A 17,986-nucleotide genomic window follows, 5' to 3' on the forward strand; every position below is an offset into this window, starting at 1 on the left:
AGCTCTCTGTGCTCCGGGATGATGTCCATGGATTGCACCAGACAAGGAGATCTTTTCAGAGTGGATTCTAAGGTTCGAAGTCGCCGAGGGAGCAAAAGTACGAAGTGATCCATATGCTGCAATGATAATAATCGGTAAAAATAGCCAGAAGAGGACAGCCGTTGCCGTTTGGCAGTCTAAGGTATTAGGTAAGATGCCAAAACATGTTGGTGCTCGGATATAGCAATAGTGTCGTGGTCGATTCGAGCCGTACATGAACAGTCCGCGACTCACTTTTCGTATAAATCGGATGGATACCAACAATGAAGTCACCCGAAATATTTAATGCACTTTCTAAAGAAGCAATGTTTTGCAAGGAGCTTTTAGGGACTGGCGCAACGCAAATTCGCAAAGCAAATTACGCAACACAAGGTCTATATTTTCAGGCATTTAGCAATCTGAGCATTGGGCTGGAGCGCATAGGAAAGTTATGCCTAACTCTTGATCATTTCATTGATACAAATGGAAAATTCCCAACCGACAAATATTTAAAACATACAATTGGCCACGACCTCATAGAGCTATACAATCAATCGCAAGACGTAATTAAAAAAAGACAATTAAAAATACGATCCCTGCCAACATTAAACAGCCCCATACACTGCAACATTATCACCATCCTTTCTAAGTTTGCAAAAGGAGACCGCTATTCAAATTTTGACTTTCTAGTCGGAGGTCGCCAATCTGACCCCACAGGAGAATGGTACTTGAAGGTAGACATGGAGATTTACAAAAAAGATCTCACCAGAAGAAAAAAACAAATCATAAAAGAGAACTCCGAAATCTCTGGGGCATTCATGAGTAGACTCGGAATGGTATTGCATACTTCGGAACAAGGAACCCAGATAAACACCTATGAAGACGCAAGCCATCGCACAGGTGTTTTTGAGGCTGTCGCACCCAAAAGGCAGTTTTACATACTACAAATGATTCGATACTGGGTTGAGACCCTGTTGGAACTACAGTATCTAAGCATGCATATCAATCACGAAGCCACACCTTATTTTAACGAGATCCTTGGTGCATTCGGATGTGATGATTCATATTTTAGAACCCGCAAAACATGGGATAAGATATAACTCATTGAATCACTTTTTTATACCTGCTTACCGACTCGGCGATGACGACTAATTCACAGCTGCATCGACCGTTTGAACCCACAACCAAAAGCGGACACTAATGTTTGAGGTAACCGGTGCGGAGGGAACCTGCAAGCACAGCTTGCAGGCAGTTCGATAGACCTATCGGTTAGTCCTCAACGCCGATGTTCCCCCTGAACATGTCGATGGTTCTAAACTCTTTCTTTGGTAGAAGATCAATTACTTCCGACTCGAAGGGCTTTGGGAGATTGGTACCAATGGTGATTCTCCTGTCGATATACCAATCCGCTCGGTGATGGCCAAGACCCTTTTCGATTAGAAAGCAGTTGGCCATGGCCCAACTTGATGTCTTCAATACAACTGCACGTGGCTGGTTGGCAATTTGCCCATTGAAAACCGCCGACGTCATTTCGTCTTGTGGGAACGCCAACCCTTTTACCGAAATGGCATACATTGATGCGCCGCACTGTTGCTCAAGGAAGGACTTGAAATCGTTCAGCTCAGCAAAAAAACCTCGTTTAGACCAGTTTGGCTCGGTCATGTAAGAGAGCAGAAGAACTGAGTCGTTCCAGATGTATCCATGACTGTGGAGGGGAAGGCCATGGTTGATCTTTGCCACAGCGCGTCGATGCATCTCAATCATCGCCGACGAACCCTTTCCTGAAGCAGCAAGGCTTCTGGTACCGATAAGATCAAATGCAGTAACTATGCAGGAAGGCCAATTGTCAGTGAGCATATTTAGTAAGGCCTAAAGTTCAGTTAAAGGACGGGTATGGGCCGGCCCCATTGAGCGAAGCGAACGATTTTACTAGCCACTATGAAACTCTCTCAACCTTACCAATCCTGTTTGTGGCTCCTTATCCCTGCGTACCCACTTGAGCCGATTGAGTCGAGCTTTAGAAAACAGAACACTGGCAGAGGGAAAACGACAAGACCTGCGCGGAGATTACGAACTCGTTAGCAGGATGTCCATGGCCGGTTATGGCTCAAGCGCTTCCGTCCGTTTCTGGCCGTAAGCCCCCCCTCATGGGGGCGATTTCTTTCAGCCAAAATCGACCTCTCATATATGCCCGTAAAGCCAAGTTTTATTCAGCTTTTGAGCTACTGAGTTATAAGCCTCATTCGAAGTAGAAAACTTCGGCCATAACTTGAGCTCTGCGCTAGATAGATCCGACGCAAACGGGTGCGTCAAGTCAGTGTAATTAGGCCCTACCGCTGTCGCTGCTAACTCTCCGACACAACCACTCAAACATCTCAAGCCAGCGTGCGGTTGCAGCGCTTAAGCGCCGCTCCTATAGTTCGGCGTCGCAGCTAAATTCGCGAACGACCTTGGCCGGTCGAATTACAACGCAGCATCAGCACTCACAACACCTTTGCAGTCACCTATCTGGTGCTCGCGACAGGATGTTATGACGGCTGTGCGCGGTGATTCTCCTGTCGTCATATACGCGTACAACGGTCATTTTCCTCGTCGTCGGCAACACAGGTGATTGCTCCCTACACAGGAGCTGCACCGATGATTGACCAGCCACTTTCTCGCTTCATCCCCGTCGACACCCACGACGCCGATCAAGCGGTTTTCTACCTCGATACCCAAGCCTCCCTGAACGATCTGGCCAGCAGCGCAGCCCATCGTTTCACCGTGGTGCGCGACCTGATGGACAGCCTGTCCACGCTTAACCTGAAAGATATTTCCGACTGCGACTTGGCGCGGGTGACGCGAGGGGTGCATCTGCTGACCCGGGAAGGTTGTGCGGTGTTGGAGGTGATTCAGTGGCGTACGGCGCAGAAGCCCTGAGCGCTATTGAGCTGTGGCGAGGAAACTGGGTCGGGGCACGCAGCGGCCCCGACATTTGAGTCTCTGATCAAACCTTAAATGCTGTTTGTAGCCGCTGCCGAAGAATGAGGCTTGCGATCGGGTTGAGCGGCACTCCGACGAAGCGCACGCCAAACCTGGCCATGCGGTGTCACAGGTAAAGCCGGGAGGTAGGACTTGCGTCTGCTGCGCAGCCGATCGCAGCCTCATTCTTCGGCAGCGGCTACAGGGCGTCGATTCCATAGCGATGTGCCCTCTGAACGACATTCCCCGATACATAACTCCAGACACACAATTCAACCTGCGTTATTATGCGCCTGGAGTTATAAAGCACCTCTCACCCAATAAGGAGATGGAGGTGCAAAGCAGACAGCTGATCAAGGAGCTTGAAGCCGCAGGCTGGGTGCTGGAGCGCGTCACCGGCAGCCATCATCTGTTCAAGCATCCCTACCGGCCCGAGACCGTTCCGGTGCCGCACCCGAAGAAGGATCTGCCACGGGGGACGGTCAGGGCCATCAAGAAACTGGCCGGGCTGATATAGCCCCTTCGGCCTTCGCACCTTATGAGGAGATCCCCGTGCAATATCCCATCTGCATCGAGTGGGGCGACGAGCACACGGCTACCGGCATCCAGATTCCCGACATTCCTGGCGCGGTCACCGCCGGCGACACCTTCGAGGCCGCGTATAGCGCCGCCATCGAGATCGCCCACGTCATGCTCGAAGAACTGGCCCGCGAAGGGCAAGCCATTCCCCTGCCCTCGCCCACCGGCACACACCGCGCCAACCCCGACTTCGAAGGGATGGGCTGGGGCATGCTGGATATCGATATCACGCCTTACCTGGGCAAAACCGAGAAGGTCAATGTGACCCTGCCGGGTTACGTGATTCAACGCATCGACCGCTTTGTGCGCGAGCACAACATCAAGAGCCGGTCGTCTTTCCTGGCGGATGCGGCGATGGAAAAGCTGGGGCGGTAAACACCTCAAACTCTCTCTACGCACAGCCCCAGATTCCAGGCCGGCCGGTAGGCCGCCTCGCTTTTGCTTTTGATCTGAACGCCCCGTTAACCACGATGGCCGAACGCAGGCATTGAGCCGTGGGTAACCCGGCAAGGATGCCGGGTTAGCCGCCCCAGGCCATGGATGGCCTGCGGCGGCGGCCCACGGATCAATGCCGGAGTGAGGGCATGCCGAGCCTCAGCGAGGCACCGAGTGGTGGGGCAAAGCGTTTTGGTTACTTTGGCGCTCTTCCAAAGTGACCCGCCGTAAGGGCGGAACCCTAAGCCGCCGTGACCGCAGGAACGGATATGTACCCCGTCCAAAAAGTGCAGCGCCAGAACGGCCGCCATCGCGAGCAATCGAGCGTCGACCGGCTGCTCCTACAGAAACCCAGCGGCCGTTACCGCAGCAACGGATATGCCCCCAAGAAGATCGAGCCCCTACTGCACCGGCAAAAAATTCATCAGCAACAAACTCTGCGCATAATTCAACCCAATCCGCCGATAACGCTCATCCAGCATCTGCGTCAACAAATCCAACCGCGCCACAATCTTCCCAAACTCCACCGCAAAACTCAGATTGCTGCCCTCCTCCGAAATCTCATTGGAAAACAGCAACAACTCCCCATTGGCCCCCTGCCGCTGGCTGAGCATCCAGGTAGCCTTTTCAATATTGCGCGCAGCGTTACTGACAAACTGCGGGTCGATAGTGTCGGTCATAAAAAACTCGGTACGCCCGCCATGGGCAGTCACCAGCATGCTGCCGATCGCATAGATAAAAGCCCCGACCCGGTCGCCACGAAACTCCGGGCTCAGGGCATAACTCAACGCAGCCAGGTCACGACGGTTGCCCAGGGCCGGCAAAGCCTTCTGCTGCTCGATAGCCTGGCGAATATCCCGCGCGGCGCTGGTGGCATCGGTATACCCCCACTCGCGCCACTGGTTGGGGTTGCGCAGGTAAAGCTTGTTCATCAGCAGGTACAGGCTTTGCAGGTTGTCGCGCATGCTCAGGGTGGCCATGCGGTCGACGCTGGTCTGGAAGAACTCCTGGGGTTTGCCATTGCTGAACTGGTGGACCATGTCGCGCCCCTGCTGCTGGCTGCAACCCGTGGCGCAGAGCATCAGGGCAGAAGCCAGCCACAGCGGCTGGCGCAACACACGCAGGCAACATACACGCAGGGAATAACGAGAAAGCGGATAAACCATCGGCACCGTTCTGGACTCTGGCCGCGCGGAGGGTCGGCACGGCCTGGCCCTGAATAGAACCGCAAAAACGCAAAAAGTGCGGTGGCCGGGCCAACCGTGCGTCGCAGGCCAACCCCGCCGCAGCCCTGGCCGGCAGCGTGCAGGCTCGCAAAAAAACACCATCACGGTAGCGACGCCAGCCCCATGGCGGCTTGCCGCTACGGCTTCGGCGACTGGTGCAAAACCGCCTGCGGCCTTGCATACTGCGCGCCCCCGAACACCACCCAAGGAAGAAACGTGTTGGCGCCTGCCCCCTCTTTGTCGAACCTGCTTATCCGTCGCCTGTTCACCCTGTGCTCATGGATCAACGCGCTCCTGAGCGCAATCGCCGTGGCCGCCCCGCTGGCGGTGATGGTGTTCGCCGACCTGCAACTGATTGTCCCGCGGGACGTCAGCGGCACGCTGTTTGGCGGGGCCATGGGTTTCCAGCTGTACCTCGGCGTGTGGCTTGCCTGCCTCCTCGGCCTGACCCTGGCCCTGCTCACGCGCATGCCCGGCGCGCGCCTGGCCTGGATCGTCGCCGGGCTGGTACCGCTGTTGCTGGGTGCCTGGTGGCGGGTCAACTACCCGGACGACGCCGACGGCAACCTGATCTTCAGCCCGCAGTCCTGGGAGCTGGACTACGCGATGGCGATCGGCGGTGGCCTGGTCCTCAGCGGGCTGCACTGGTACCGCCGCGGGCGCCTCAAGCCCCGGCCAGCCGCCACCAGCGCGGATGTGCTGTTGCCGCGGATCGTCGGCGCGCTGCTGTTGGCTGGCGTGTTCATCCTTCCGACGCTGAATTTCATCAAGCCGCCCCTGCCTCCCTGCGCATTCAACAAGGCCGGGCAGCAACTGAGCGTGTGCCTGGGCGACGACCCGAGCGAACGGGTGATTGTCGACTAAGGGAAGGCGCGAACCCCGCCAGCAAATTGCATTGCCCGGCCCGCCGTCGCAGGATGTCGCCTGACCCACAACCGCTAAAAGGGACTTGCTGATGACAATTCGTGCTGTGGTTTTCGATTTTGGTGGCGTGCTGTTCGACTGGAGCCCGCACCACCTGTACCGCCAACTGATCCCTGACGATGCCCGCCGCCAATGGTTCCTCGAGACCATTTGCACCCAGGCCTGGAACACCCAGCAGGACGCCGGGCGGCCCCTGGCCGAAGCGACCCGCAGCCTGGTGGCCGAACACCCGGAGCATGCGCCGCTGATCGAGGCCTATTACGGGCGCTGGCCGGAAATGCTCCGCGGCCAGCTGGATGACGGCGTGGCCTTGCTGGAAGAACTGCACCAGGCGCAGATGCCGCTGTTCGGGCTGACCAACTGGTCCCAGGAAACCTTCCCCTACGCCTGGGACAACTATCCGTTCCTCCAGCGTTTTCGCGACATCGTGGTGTCCGGGCAGGAGCGGCAGATCAAGCCTGACGCCGAGATCTACCACACCACCCTGCAGCGCATTCGTGCGCACCTGCCGGAGGTGGCGCCTCAGGAGTTGGTGTTCATTGACGACCACACGCCGAATATCGTCGCCGCCAAGGCCCTGGGCTGGAATGCGATTCACCACCAGTCGGCGGCTGAAACCCGTCGCCAGTTGCAGGTCTTGGGGCTTTTGGGCGCGATGTGAAATAGCTGGATGAAGCCGTTGCCGCAGCGACAGCGGGAATCAACCGATCTGCGATAAAAAAGGCGATGGCCGCTGCCGGCCATCGCCAAATCGCCCAGCTCAGGCGCCTTGCAACGGTCCCGGTGAAACGATGATCTTGACGTTGTGTTCCTTGTTATTGACCAGCTCCTCGAAGCCCTGGCCAACGATCTGTTCCAGCTGGATACGCCCGGTCACCAGCGGCGCAATGTCCAGGCGGCCGTCGGCGATAAAGGCGATCACGTCGGCGAATTCACCGTTGTAGGCCAGCGCCCCCAGCACCTGCTTCTCGGTGGCCACCAGCTCGAAGAAGTTGAACTCGCTGGGCTCCTCGAAGATGCCCACCAGCACGCATTTGCCAGCCTTGCGGATCAGGTCGATGGCCAGCTTGGCGGTGTGCTTGTTGCCGATGCATTCGAAACTGACATCCGCCCCCAGCCCGCCGGTCAGGCGCTTGACCTCGGCCAGGGCATCGCATGCCTTGGGATCGAGCACATGGCTGGCGCCGACTTCCAGGGCCTTGGCCTTGCGCGCGCCGGACATTTCCAGGGCGATCACCTGGGCCGCACCGGCAGCCTTGGCGCACATGATGGTGCACAGGCCGATGGTGCCGGCGCCGACCACCACCACGTTCTGGCCCAGCAGGCTGCCGGCCTTCTTCACCGCATGCATGCCCACCGCCAAGGGCTCGATCAGCGCCCCGGCCTCGGCGGGAAAATGGGCCGGCAAGGCGTACAGCAAATTGGCCGGCACGTTCACCCGTTCGGCGAAGGCGCCGTTGTTCATCAGCCCGGTAAAGGCCAGGTTCTCGCAGATGTTGTACAGGCCGTGGGTGCAGTAATAACAGCTGCCGCAATGCTGGCAGGCGTCGGCGGCCACCGCCTGGCCAACGCTGAACCCCTGGACCCCGGCACCGAGGGCGACGATCTCGCCGCAGAACTCGTGGCCGAGGATGCACTGGCCCTTGATCCCGGTCAGCGGGTGCGGCGCTTCCACCGGAATGAACACCGGCCCGGCCACGTATTCGTGCAGGTCGGACCCGCAGATGCCGCACCAGTCGACCCGGATCTGCACCCAGCCGGCGGGCGGCGCCTCGGGCAGCGGCACGTCTTCGACGCGGATATCGTGACGGCCATGCCAGACCGCGGCGCGCATGCTGGGGACGGCTTTGAGGGAAACACTCATCTTGGCTTCTCCTTGTTTTTGTCGGGCTGCGACGGCCCCTTGGCCGCCGCAGAAAACTTCAGTGCTGCTGGATAAAGTCGAGGATCAGGCGATTGACCTGCTCCGCCGCTTCCATCTGCACCATGTGCCCCTGCCCCGGCAGCACCTCGATCTGCGCCTTGAGCCCGGCGCTGTGGCTCACCGGAATGATCCGGTCGTCGCTGCCCCAGATCACCAGCACCGGCTGCCCGCCGTCCTGCACCACGGGGCGCAGATCAGCCTGCTGGCGGCCCTCGGCAAACAGCTGGCCGGCCAGTTGCCCGAGGGCCGCGTCCACCCCTTCCAGGCGCTTGAACTTGAGCATGTCGTCGAGCATCTGCCGGTTCACCAGTTCGGCGTTGGAGAACAGCTGCACCAGCTGCGGCTTGAGGGCATTGCGGTTGCCGGCCTCGACAAAACCGCGCAGGTAATCGCCGTTGATTTCGGCCCCGAGCCCGGCGCTGCCGATCAGGCTCAGCGAGCGCACCCGCTGCGGCGCCAGGCGCGCGGTGTTCAAGGCCACCGCGCCGCCCATGGAATGCCCCACCAGATGGGCCACGGGAATCTCCAGGTGATCGAGCAAGGCCAGCAGCACGTCGCTCAGTTCGTCCAGGTCGCCCCGTTGCAGGGTCTTGGCCGACTCGCCATGGCCCGGCAGGTCGAGGGCGACGACCCGGCGCCCGGCGGCCAGGGCCTCGTGGTTGAACAGCCAGTTGTTCAGGTCACCGCCGAAACCGTGCACCAGCACCAGCGGCGTGCCGCCTGCGCCGCGCTCGAAGTAGCGGATCAGCCGGCCACCCAGCTCGACCTTCTGCGGTGCCGGGCCGCTGTCTTCATCGGCGGCATCGCCGGGCACGAAAGACGCCTGGAACTGCTCGATCACCGCGTCGATCTCGGCGTCGCTGGCCTCGCCCTCGACGACGATGCCGAGCAAGGCGCCCACCGCCAGGGTCTCGTCCTGGCGGGCGACCTGCCGGCGCAGCACCCCGGAGAACGGCGCCTCGACGCTGCTGGAAATCTTGTCGGTTTCCACGTCCAGCACTTCGTCGCCCTTGCTGATGCTCTGCCCCTCTTCCTTGAGCCAGGCATCGACCCGGCCTTCGGTCATCGACAGGCCCCACTTGGGCATGGTCAGGGTATGGATCTGGCTCATCGGCGGCTCCACTCGATCAGGTTCAGCACGGCCTGTTCGATCTTCGCCGCGTCGGGGATGTACAGGTCTTCCAGGGCATCGGAGAACGGCACCGGGGTGTGCGGCGCGGTGACCATTTCAATCGGCGCCTTGAGCGCGGCGAAGGCTTTTTGCGCTACCAGCGCCGAGATGTCGGTGGCCATGGAGCAGCGCGGGTTGGCTTCGTCGATGACGACCAGACGCCCGGTCCTCTCCACGCTTTCCAGGATGCTGTCTTCATCCAGCGGGCTGGTGGTGCGCAGGTCGATGACCTCGCAATCGATGCCGCGCCCGGCCAGGCTGCGCGCCGCCTCCAGCGCGGTATTCACCGTGCGCCCGTAGGACACCAGGGTCACGTCCTTGCCGTCGCGCAGGAAGTTGGCCTCGCCGAACGGAATCGCATAGGACTCCTCCGGCACTTCGCCCTGCAGGCTGTAGAGCAGCTTGTGCTCGCAGAAGATCACCGGGTCGTTGTCGCGGATGGCCTGGATCAGCAGGCCCTTGGCGTCATAGGGCGACGACGGGCAAACCACTTTCAGCCCGGGGATGTGGGTCCACAGCGAGGTGAGCATCTGCGAATGCTGGGCCGCGGCGCGCAGGCCGGCGCCGACCATGGTGCGGATCACCAGCGGGGTCTGCGCCTTGCCGCCGAACATATAGCGGAACTTGGCCGCCTGATTGAGGATCTGGTCCAGGCAGCAGCCGGCGAAGTCGACAAACATCAGTTCGCACACCGGGCGCACACCCCGGGTGGCCGCGCCCACGGCGGCGCCGACATAGCCGATTTCCGACAGCGGGGTGTCCAGCACTCGCCCGGGGAATTGATGGTAGAGGCCCTTGGTCACGCCCAGCACGCCGCCCCAGGCGTCGTTGTCGCCGGGGGCGCCGGCACCGCCGGCCACGTCTTCACCCATGATGAACACGCTGGGGTCGCGACGCATTTCCTGGGCCAGGGCTTCGTTGATGGCCTGCTGGTAACTGATTTTTCTCGCCATGATGGTGATCTCTTCTTGTTATAGAGGCATTAGGGATAGGCGACGTAGACGTCGCTGAGCAGATCGGCCGGGCTCGGCTTGGGGTCGGACTTGGCCTTGCGCACCGCGTCCTCGATCAGCGCGTCCACCTCCTGGTCGACCTGCTCCAGTTGGCTGGCCTGGACCAGGCCCGAGCGCGTGGTGCGCTCGCGAAACTGCATCAGGCAGTCGTTGTGCTCGCGGTAATGCTTGACCTCGTCGGGGGCGCGGTAGGTCTGCGCGTCGCCCTCGAAGTGGCCGTAGTAACGGGTCAGCTTGACCTCGATCAGCGAGGGGCCCTCGCCGGCCCGGGCCCGCTCCACGGCGGCGCCGGCGGCCTCGTGCACGGCGAAGAAATCGAAGCCGTCCACCGTCACCCCGGGCATGCCGAAGCCGGCGGCGCGATCGGCGATGTGATCGCAAGCCACCGACCAGTTGGACGCGGTAGCCTCGGCGTAGCCGTTGTTCTCGGCGACGAACAGGCACGGCAGGTTCCACACCGAGGCCATGTTCATGGCCTCGAACACCGCGCCTTCGTTGGAGCCGCCGTCGCCGAAGAACACCACCGACACGCCGTCGGTGCCCTGCAGCCGCGCCGCCAGGGCCGCGCCCACCACCAGCGGCGCGCCGGCACCGACGATGCCGTTGGCGCCGAGCATGCCCTTTTCGAAATCGGCGATGTGCATGGAGCCGCCCTTGCCCTGGCAGACCCCGGTCTTCTTGCCGTAGATCTCGGCCATCATCCCGTACACGTCCACGCCCTTGGCGATGCAATGGCCGTGGCCACGGTGGTTGGAGGCGATGCAGTCATCGTCCCGCAGGTGGGCCATGACCCCGGCGGCCGAGGCCTCTTCGCCGGCGTACAGGTGGACGAAACCGGGGATCTCGCCGGTGGCGAATTCCACGTGCAGGCGTTCTTCGAATGCGCGGATGGTGCGCATCACCCGGTAGGCATGCAGCAACTGCTCAGTGGTCAAAGGTGTCGACATTTTTATTCTCCAGGGTGTCTTCGGACTGAAAGTTCACGGGGTGTTGCCGGTGCTGGCGGTCGATGGCCAGCAGGCGCTGGCGCGCCGCGTGGTCCAGCACCGCGTTGACGTCGATGCTCAGCGGGCCGCCGCCATCGAGGGTGACCGTGGGCCGGTCGTGGGCGTTGAATTCGATCTCACGCTCGCCATCCAGGGCCAGGGTGCCGGCGCTCAGGCACAGCGGCTGGGGCACGTCGGGCAGCAGGTAGCCGGCGTCCCGCACGCCGCAGCCCTGCAACAGGCCCGGGGCCAGGGGCACCAGCAGCGCTTCGGGGGATTGAGGGTCGAGGCGCATCCAGGCGCCGTGGGGCTCCTGGCGGGTGACCGGCAACCACAGCCCGCAGAGCGCGGAAATACCGATGGACTGGGGCTCGGCGAAGGTCACAAAGACCTCGGCCAGGTCGCTGGCGCGGCTGATGGCGCGGGCGCCGACAAAGGCCAGGGGCGACACTGCCACGTCCACCAGGGCCACTTCGCAGAGGCCCCGGGAAGGCTCGCGCACCAGCAGGCGCTTGTTGCGCCGCAGGGCGATTGCGCCGGGCACCCGGCCGCTGACGTAGAGGCCGCCGGCCAGCCCGGCGCTGGTGGCTTCACGCAGTTCCGGGAAAGCGTTGTTGGTGCCGGTGGACAGGGTCAGCAAGGGGATATCGCCGATCTCGGCGGCCACCGCCTTGTGGGTGCCGTCGCCGCCGAGCAAGGCGATCAGCGCCACCTCGCGCTCGGCCATCCAGCGCGCCGCCCGGCGGGTGTCCTCGACGCTCTGGCGCAGGGTCAGGTCAAGGAATTCCAGGGCCGGCCAATGGTTGTCCCGGGCCTGGCGGCTGCGGCTGTTCTTCTGCACCGCGGCGGCGATCCCGGTCATGTCGGTGGGCATCAATACCTGCTCGATGCCGGTGGCGCCGAAGGCCGCCAGCAGGCGCTGGATCACCGAGACCTTGTCGGTGCTGGAAAACAGCCCGGCGTTGGCGGTGAGGCGGCGCACATCGCGCCCCGAGGCCGGGTTGGCGATGATGCCCACGCTCAGGGGACGGCGACTCATAAGCCCACCGCGGGCGGATCACAGGCAGGACAAGACATGGGGCACCTCGTTGTTATTCTTCGATGAGCCAGTCGGGGCTGGTTATCCAGGGATAGAGCAAGGCCGGTGCCAATTGCCCTGGAAAACCCGGACAAGGCCGATCCAGAGCGGTTGCCTTGACGCTGGCGAGGCCTTGGCCAGCCCCACCGATGAGACGTTGCATGTCAGGTTGCACGGGGCTTCGGCGAGACCTTGAGACGTTGCGTCTCACGCCTGCCGCCGGGGCAGCCGGCGCTTGTCGAGGCGGGCGGATCGGCGCTTAATTGCGCCCACAACGATAAGAAGCTGCAACCGGAGGCCTTCATGCTTTCCGCACACTCAAGAGCCCACGTGGACTGCGTCAGCCGGGTCCTGAAAAACGCCGCGCACCTGCCCCAGGCGCCGGTCCCGAGCCTGATCCTCGACTCCTGGCGCCGCTCCCTGGAGCAGCACCACCTGGACCCCGGTTCGCTGCAGGGACCACGCATCCTGTCCCAGGATGTGCTCAAGGAATGCCGCGAGCGCTCCGAGCTGTTCCTGCGCATTGCCAGCGAAGAAGTGGCCCGCCTCCATGGCCGGGTGCGCGACGCCGACTACTGCGTGCTGCTCACCGACGCCCAGGGCCGGACCATCGACTACCGGGTGGAATCGACCATTCGCAACGACTGCCGCAAGGCCGGCCTGTACCTGGGCACCTGCTGGTCGGAGGGCGAGGAAGGCACCTGCGGCGTGGCGGCGGTGCTCACCGCCCGCGCGCCGATCACGGTGCACAAACGCGACCACTTTCGCGCGGCCTTTATCGGCCTGACCTGCTCCGCCGCGCCGGTGTTCGACCCCCAGGGCGAACTGCTGGGGGTGCTGGATGTTTCGGCGGTGCGCTCCCCGGACGAGCGCCGTTCCCAGCACCTGATCCGACAGATGGTGGTGCAGAGCGCCCGGGAGATCGAACAGGCGTTCTTCATGAGCAGCGCCCAGGCTTATTGGGTGCTGCGGGCCCACGCCAGCCCGGGTTATGTCGACAGCCAGCCCGATTATCTATTGGCCTGGGACGACGACGGCTGCCTGCGCGCGCTTAACCCGGCGGCGCGCGCCTACCTGCTGCAACGTTATGGCCAGCTGCCCCAGCACATCGCCCAGGTGTTCGATCCGCAATTGCTGCATCGCGCCCGGGATGAAGCGCTGTGCCCGCTGTCCGCAGAACTGCATGGACGGCTGCGGGCGCCGCGCCGGCCCCTGAGCCGCCCGCGCCTGAGCCTGGCCGGCGAGCCACTGGACCCGCGGGTGGAACAGAGCCTGCGCCTGGCGGTGCGGGTCAAGGACCGGCATCTGCCGGTGCTGATCCAGGGCGAGACCGGCTCCGGCAAGGAAGTCTTCGCCCGCCAGCTGCATCAGGCCAGCCAGCGCCGTGAGCGGCCGTTCGTGGCGGTGAACTGCGCGGCGATCCCGGAAAGCCTGATCGAGAGCGAGCTGTTCGGCTATGTCGCCGGAGCCTTTACCGGAGCCTCCGGCAAGGGCATGCAGGGCCTGCTGCAACAGGCCGATGGCGGCACCCTGTTTCTCGACGAGATCGGCGACATGCCCCTGGCCTTGCAGACCCGCTTGCTGCGGGTGTTGGCCGAAGGCGAAGTGGCGCCGCTGGGGGCGTCGCAGCACCGGTCGGTGGATATCCAGGTGATCTGCGCCACCCACCGCGACCTGGAAAGCCTGGTGGCCGAGGGCAGCTTTCGCGAGGACCTGTATTTCCGCCTGGGCGGCGCGCGCTTTCAGTTGCCGCCGCTGCGCGAACGCAGCGACCGGCTGGCGCTGATCACGCGGATTGTCGAGGAGGAATCCAAGCGCTGCGGGGCGCCGGTGCAACTGGGCAACGCGGCCCTGGAATGCCTGCTGGGTTATCGCTGGCCGGGCAATGTGCGGCAATTGCGGCATGTACTGCGCTATGCCTGCGCGGTGTGCGAGGGGCCGTTGATCCAGCTGCATGACCTGCCGGAACAGGTGCGCGGGGTCGAGCCCGCGGGCGCCCTGCCCGCCCAGGAAACCGGCGGCAGCCCCGAGCGCCAGGCGTTGCTGGATGCCCTGGTGCGCCATCGCTGGAAGCCGGTGGCCGCGGCCAGGGCCCTGGGTATTTCCCGCGCGACCCTGTACCGCCGGGTGCAGCAGCACGGCATCCAGATGCCCGGACGCAGCCCGGCCTGAGCGGGGTCGGCGATGCAGCGTAGCCGCTGCCGCAGGCTGCGCAGGCGACGTAAAACCCGCATCCATGGTTGACCTGATGCACCGCGCTGCCTGGCTTGGCGTCCGCTGCGCGGCCGTGCGCAGCCTGCGGCAGCGGCTACACAGTCGGGCGCGCGGCAGCGGCTATGGGGTCGGGGGTTGGTAGCGCGCGCGGTAGCGTCCGGGGCTTTCGCCGGTCCATTTCTTGAACGCGCGGTGGAAGGCGCTGGGCTCCTGGAAGCCGGTGCGCTCGGCGATTTCGCCGATGCTCGCGCGGCTCTGGCGCAGCAGTTCGACGGCCATGCCGCGGCGCACTTCGTCCTTGATTTCCTGGTACGACACGCCCTCGCGCTCCAGGCGCCGACGCAGGGTGCTGGGGCTGACCTGCACCTCGCCGGCAAAGGCTTCCAGGGTCGGCCACTGGCTGTAATGACTGCGGCGCAGGCGTTGATAGACCTGGGTCGCCAGGCCGTGCTGGTTGCGAAAACGGATCACCAGCCACTGCGGCGCGCTGCGCAGAAAGACCTTGAGCGAGGCCAGGTCCTGGACCACCGGCAGGCGCAGGAAACGGCTGGCGAATTCGATTTCGGTGCGCTCGGCGCCGAAGGTCAGGTTCGGCCCCCAGAGCAAGGCATCGTCGCTCAGGGACAGGCGCGGATAACGGAAGTCGGCGCGGTCGATGGGAATGCGCCGCCCGCCGAGCCAGCACAGCAGGCTGATCATCAGCACCAGGAAGGTCTCTTCGCCAAAACGCCCGGCGGCGTCATCGCAAGGCTCGCTGTCGAGGCTCAGCACCGCGCGCTTGCCACGCACGCTGAGGCTGCCACGGAAGTCGCGCAGGAACAGGCCGAAATTGGCCAGGCATTGGCGCAGGGCCTTTTCCAGGGTCGGCTCCTGGATCAGCCCGCGGCAGATCAGGGCGAACGCCCCCGGCGGCAGGCCGTGGGAATCGAGCTGGAAAAACTCGTCGCCCAGCTCGCGGATCTGGATCAGCCACAAGGCCGCGAACGCGCTGGCCGGCACCCGCGCCTCGGGCTGGCCGAGCAAGGCCGGATCGATGCCCGCTTCGGCCAGCACCGCGGCCAGGCGCTCGGGCCGCTCACGCAAGGCGTGGACCATCACCTGCACGAAGTAGACCGCGACCGAATCCTTTTCCCGCATGGAATGACTGCTCTCTGTGGCTGTGGACATGGCAAAAAACACCAGCGCGGCTGAGCGCTTTTGGCATAGGCCGGGGCCGGCGCGGGCACTAGACTCGCGCCTCGAAGGTTGCATTGCAAGACGCGCTCGCGCTGCGCTGCGACACGTCCGGACGAAGAAAGAGAAGCCAAGATGAATCTGCAGAATATCGGTGTGATCGGCGCCGGCACCATGGGTAACGGTATCGCTCAGGTCTGTGCCCAGGCCGGGTTCGAAGTGACCTTGCTGGACATCAGCGACAGCGCCCTGCAAAAGGCCCTGGCCACGGTGAGCAAGAACCTCGACCGGCTGATCGCCAAGGGCAGCCTGGACGAAGCGCAGAAACAGGCGGCCCTGAGGCGCATCCGCACCAGCACCGACTACGCCAGCCTGGTCGACGCGCAACTGGTGATCGAAGCGGCCACGGAAAACCTCGAGCTGAAACGGCGGGTGCTGCAACAGATCGCCGCCCAGGTTGCCAGCACCTGTGTCATCGCCTCCAACACCTCGTCGCTGTCGATCACTCAGCTCGCCGCCAGCGTCAGCGCGCCCGAGCGCTTTATCGGCCTGCACTTCTTCAACCCGGTGCCGGTGATGGGCCTGATCGAAGTGATCCGCGGCCTGCAGACCAGCGACGCGACCCACACCCTGGCCCTGGACATGGCCACCCGCCTGGGCAAGGTCGCGATCACCGCCGGCAACCGCCCGGGCTTCGTGGTCAACCGGATCCTGGTGCCGATGATCAACGAGGCGATCCTGGTATTGCAGGAAGGCCTGGCCAGCGCCGAGGACATCGACGCCGGCATGCGCCTGGGCTGCAACCAGCCGATCGGCCCGCTGGCCCTGGCCGACCTGATCGGCCTGGACACCCTGCTGGCGATCCTTGAGGCCCTCTACGATGGCTTCAACGACAGCAAATACCGGCCCGCGCCGCTGCTCAAGGAAATGGTCGCCGCCGGTTACCTGGGGCGCAAGACCGAACGTGGCTTCCACCGCTATGGCTGAGCGTTGCTCGCGTTTTGCCGAAAGCCGCGACAAGGCCCTGGAGCTGTTCGCCAGCAAGGGTTTCGGCCAGGTCGGCATGCGCGAGCTGGCGAGCCACCTGGGGCTGACCCCGGGCTCGCTGTATCACCATTACCCGAGCAAGCAGCACCTGCTGCTGGACCTGATCGAAGAGTTCTACGACGAACTGCTCGGCACCCTGGGGCGCATCGAACGGCGGCGCAAGGCGCCGGACGATCGCCTGCGCACCCTGATCCGCGCCCACCTGAAACTGCACCGGGAACTGCCTCGGCATTTCCGTCTGGTGGAGCGCGACAGCGGTTGCCTGAACCAGGACCAGCAGCAGCGCGTGCGTCAGCTGCGCGAGCAATATGAACGCCGCCTGCTGATGCTCCTCGGCCCGCTGCCACGGCTCGGCGACGCGGCGCTGCTGGCCACCGGACATGCCATCGCCAGCCTGCTCAACAGCGCGCCCGGCTGGCTGGACGAGCAGCCACTGACCGAGCACGAGCGCGAAACCCTGCTGGAACACCTGCTCAGCGGCGCCCTGGAACGGCTGTTGAACAGCGCGCCGCAGAGCGCCGTGGCCTGAACCGCGGCGCAACACCAATCGCCGCCCCTGCGACCATCGACTGCCGACCGCACTCCCACAAACAACAACCGCCCCTGTAGCCGCTGCCGCAGGCTGCGATAAGGCCCGCAGGGGCTTCGGCGTCCGAGCGTTCGCCGCGGGCCTGCGGCTCGATCGCAGCCTGCGGCAGCGGCTACAGGTAAGGCGGATGGCGGGGTACAAAAGGAAACTACGGTTTCTGCGCAGCTATCGTCGCCGCAACGCATTACCTCTGGCGAAAAACAACCTCCTGTAGTCGCTGCCGCAGGCTGCGACAAGGCCTGCAAGGGCTTCGACGTCCGTGCGTTCGCCGCGAGCCTGCGGCTCGATCGCAGCCTTCGGCAGCGGCTACAAGGTGATGCGGATGGCGGGGTACAAAAGGAAACTGCGGTTTCTGCGCGGCTATCGTCACCGCAAGGCATTACCTCTGGCGAAAAACAACCTCCTGTAGCCGCTGCCGCAGGCTGCGATAAGGCCCGCAGGGGCTTCGGCGTTCTTACATTCGCCGCGAGCCTGCGGCTCGATCGCAGCCTTCGGCAGCGGCTACAGGGTGATGCGGATGGCGGGGTACAAAAGGAAACTGCGGTTTCTGCGCGGCTATCGTCGCCGCAACGCATTACCTCTGGCGAAAAACAACCTCCTGTAGCCGCTGCCGCAGGCTGCGATAAGGCCCGCAGGGGCTTCGGCGTT

The 17,986-nt window shown here is 63.1% G+C and carries 17 protein-coding genes; 9 read left to right on the plus strand and 8 right to left on the minus strand.

The window, feature by feature from the left end:
* The first annotated feature begins 302 nt into the window (after nt 1-302).
* Nucleotides 303-1,118 carry a hypothetical protein gene (locus tag AC07Y9_RS31540; protein ID WP_146021766.1) on the plus strand — a complete coding sequence of 272 codons (816 nt, stop codon included), beginning with the start codon at nt 303-305 and terminating at the stop codon, nt 1,116-1,118.
* A gap of 169 nt (nt 1,119-1,287) precedes the next feature.
* Here AC07Y9_RS31540 and AC07Y9_RS31545 read toward each other — a convergent pair whose 3' ends face one another.
* Nucleotides 1,288-1,875 (minus strand): hypothetical protein, encoded by a 588-nt coding sequence (locus AC07Y9_RS31545; protein WP_146021767.1) that lies wholly within the window; start codon nt 1,873-1,875, stop codon nt 1,288-1,290.
* A 780-nt stretch (nt 1,876-2,655) separates the two neighbouring features.
* Between AC07Y9_RS31545 and AC07Y9_RS31550 the strand changes: the two genes are divergently transcribed.
* From AC07Y9_RS31550 to AC07Y9_RS31560, 3 genes are all read left to right on the plus strand, one after another.
* Entirely contained in the window at nt 2,656-2,937 is a 282-nt protein-coding gene (locus tag AC07Y9_RS31550; protein ID WP_102680121.1) for a hypothetical protein, read from the plus strand.
* A 376-nt stretch (nt 2,938-3,313) separates the two neighbouring features.
* The gene (locus AC07Y9_RS31555) at nt 3,314-3,496 is read left to right on the plus strand and encodes a type II toxin-antitoxin system HicA family toxin (protein ID WP_009043086.1); all 183 of its coding nucleotides are present in this window, start codon (nt 3,314-3,316) and stop codon (nt 3,494-3,496) included.
* 35 nt (nt 3,497-3,531) lie between these two features.
* Complete coding sequence (locus AC07Y9_RS31560) at nt 3,532-3,933, plus strand: type II toxin-antitoxin system HicB family antitoxin (RefSeq protein WP_007923747.1); 402 nt, start codon at nt 3,532-3,534, stop codon at nt 3,931-3,933.
* Nucleotides 3,934-4,394: 461 nt separating this feature from the next.
* On the opposite strand, the gene AC07Y9_RS31565 is transcribed toward AC07Y9_RS31560, so the two are convergent.
* Nucleotides 4,395-5,159 (minus strand): hypothetical protein, encoded by a 765-nt coding sequence (locus AC07Y9_RS31565; protein WP_102680122.1) that lies wholly within the window; start codon nt 5,157-5,159, stop codon nt 4,395-4,397.
* A 276-nt stretch (nt 5,160-5,435) separates the two neighbouring features.
* Between AC07Y9_RS31565 and AC07Y9_RS31570 the strand changes: the two genes are divergently transcribed.
* Entirely contained in the window at nt 5,436-6,083 is a 648-nt protein-coding gene (locus AC07Y9_RS31570) for a hypothetical protein (RefSeq protein ID WP_102680123.1), read from the plus strand.
* Nucleotides 6,084-6,174: 91 nt separating this feature from the next.
* The gene (locus AC07Y9_RS31575; protein WP_102680207.1) at nt 6,175-6,804 is read left to right on the plus strand and encodes an HAD family hydrolase; all 630 of its coding nucleotides are present in this window, start codon (nt 6,175-6,177) and stop codon (nt 6,802-6,804) included.
* A 99-nt stretch (nt 6,805-6,903) separates the two neighbouring features.
* On the opposite strand, the gene AC07Y9_RS31580 is transcribed toward AC07Y9_RS31575, so the two are convergent.
* The 5 genes from AC07Y9_RS31580 to AC07Y9_RS31600 form a co-directional block, all read right to left on the minus strand.
* Nucleotides 6,904-7,977 carry a 2,3-butanediol dehydrogenase gene (locus AC07Y9_RS31580; protein WP_256580960.1) on the minus strand — a complete coding sequence of 358 codons (1,074 nt, stop codon included), beginning with the start codon at nt 7,975-7,977 and terminating at the stop codon, nt 6,904-6,906.
* An 88-nt stretch (nt 7,978-8,065) separates the two neighbouring features.
* Nucleotides 8,066-9,178, minus strand: a complete 1,113-nt coding sequence (locus AC07Y9_RS31585) for an acetoin dehydrogenase dihydrolipoyllysine-residue acetyltransferase subunit (protein ID WP_102680125.1) — start codon at nt 9,176-9,178, stop codon at nt 8,066-8,068.
* Entirely contained in the window at nt 9,175-10,191 is a 1,017-nt protein-coding gene (locus AC07Y9_RS31590; protein WP_102690520.1) for an alpha-ketoacid dehydrogenase subunit beta, read from the minus strand. Before AC07Y9_RS31590 ends, AC07Y9_RS31585 begins: the two co-directional genes overlap by 4 nt.
* Before the next feature lie 29 nt (nt 10,192-10,220).
* Nucleotides 10,221-11,198: a thiamine pyrophosphate-dependent dehydrogenase E1 component subunit alpha gene (locus tag AC07Y9_RS31595; RefSeq protein ID WP_092418563.1), complete on the minus strand. Its 978-nt coding sequence runs from the start codon at nt 11,196-11,198 to the stop codon at nt 10,221-10,223.
* The gene (locus tag AC07Y9_RS31600) at nt 11,176-12,276 is read right to left on the minus strand and encodes an ATP-NAD kinase family protein (protein WP_102680127.1); all 1,101 of its coding nucleotides are present in this window, start codon (nt 12,274-12,276) and stop codon (nt 11,176-11,178) included. The genes AC07Y9_RS31595 and AC07Y9_RS31600 overlap by 23 nt, the downstream gene beginning before the upstream one ends.
* 342 nt (nt 12,277-12,618) lie before the next feature.
* Between AC07Y9_RS31600 and AC07Y9_RS31605 the strand changes: the two genes are divergently transcribed.
* Complete coding sequence (locus tag AC07Y9_RS31605; RefSeq protein WP_102680128.1) at nt 12,619-14,487, plus strand: sigma-54-dependent Fis family transcriptional regulator; 1,869 nt, start codon at nt 12,619-12,621, stop codon at nt 14,485-14,487.
* Between the two features lie 162 nt (nt 14,488-14,649).
* On the opposite strand, the gene AC07Y9_RS31610 is transcribed toward AC07Y9_RS31605, so the two are convergent.
* Nucleotides 14,650-15,666, minus strand: a complete 1,017-nt coding sequence (locus AC07Y9_RS31610; RefSeq protein ID WP_097140348.1) for an AraC family transcriptional regulator — start codon at nt 15,664-15,666, stop codon at nt 14,650-14,652.
* Nucleotides 15,667-15,837: 171 nt separating this feature from the next.
* On the opposite strand from AC07Y9_RS31610, the gene AC07Y9_RS31615 reads away from it, so the two are divergent.
* Both AC07Y9_RS31615 and AC07Y9_RS31620 read left to right on the plus strand, forming a co-directional pair.
* On the plus strand, nt 15,838-16,689 hold the full coding sequence (locus AC07Y9_RS31615; protein ID WP_102680129.1) for a 3-hydroxybutyryl-CoA dehydrogenase: 852 nt from the start codon (nt 15,838-15,840) through the stop codon (nt 16,687-16,689).
* On the plus strand, nt 16,682-17,278 hold the full coding sequence (locus AC07Y9_RS31620) for a TetR/AcrR family transcriptional regulator (RefSeq protein ID WP_062822931.1): 597 nt from the start codon (nt 16,682-16,684) through the stop codon (nt 17,276-17,278). The genes AC07Y9_RS31615 and AC07Y9_RS31620 overlap by 8 nt, the downstream gene beginning before the upstream one ends.
* The last annotated feature ends 708 nt before the right edge of the window (nt 17,279-17,986 follow it).

It is taken from the genome of Pseudomonas sp. GW456-L12 (genome assembly GCF_059424045.1).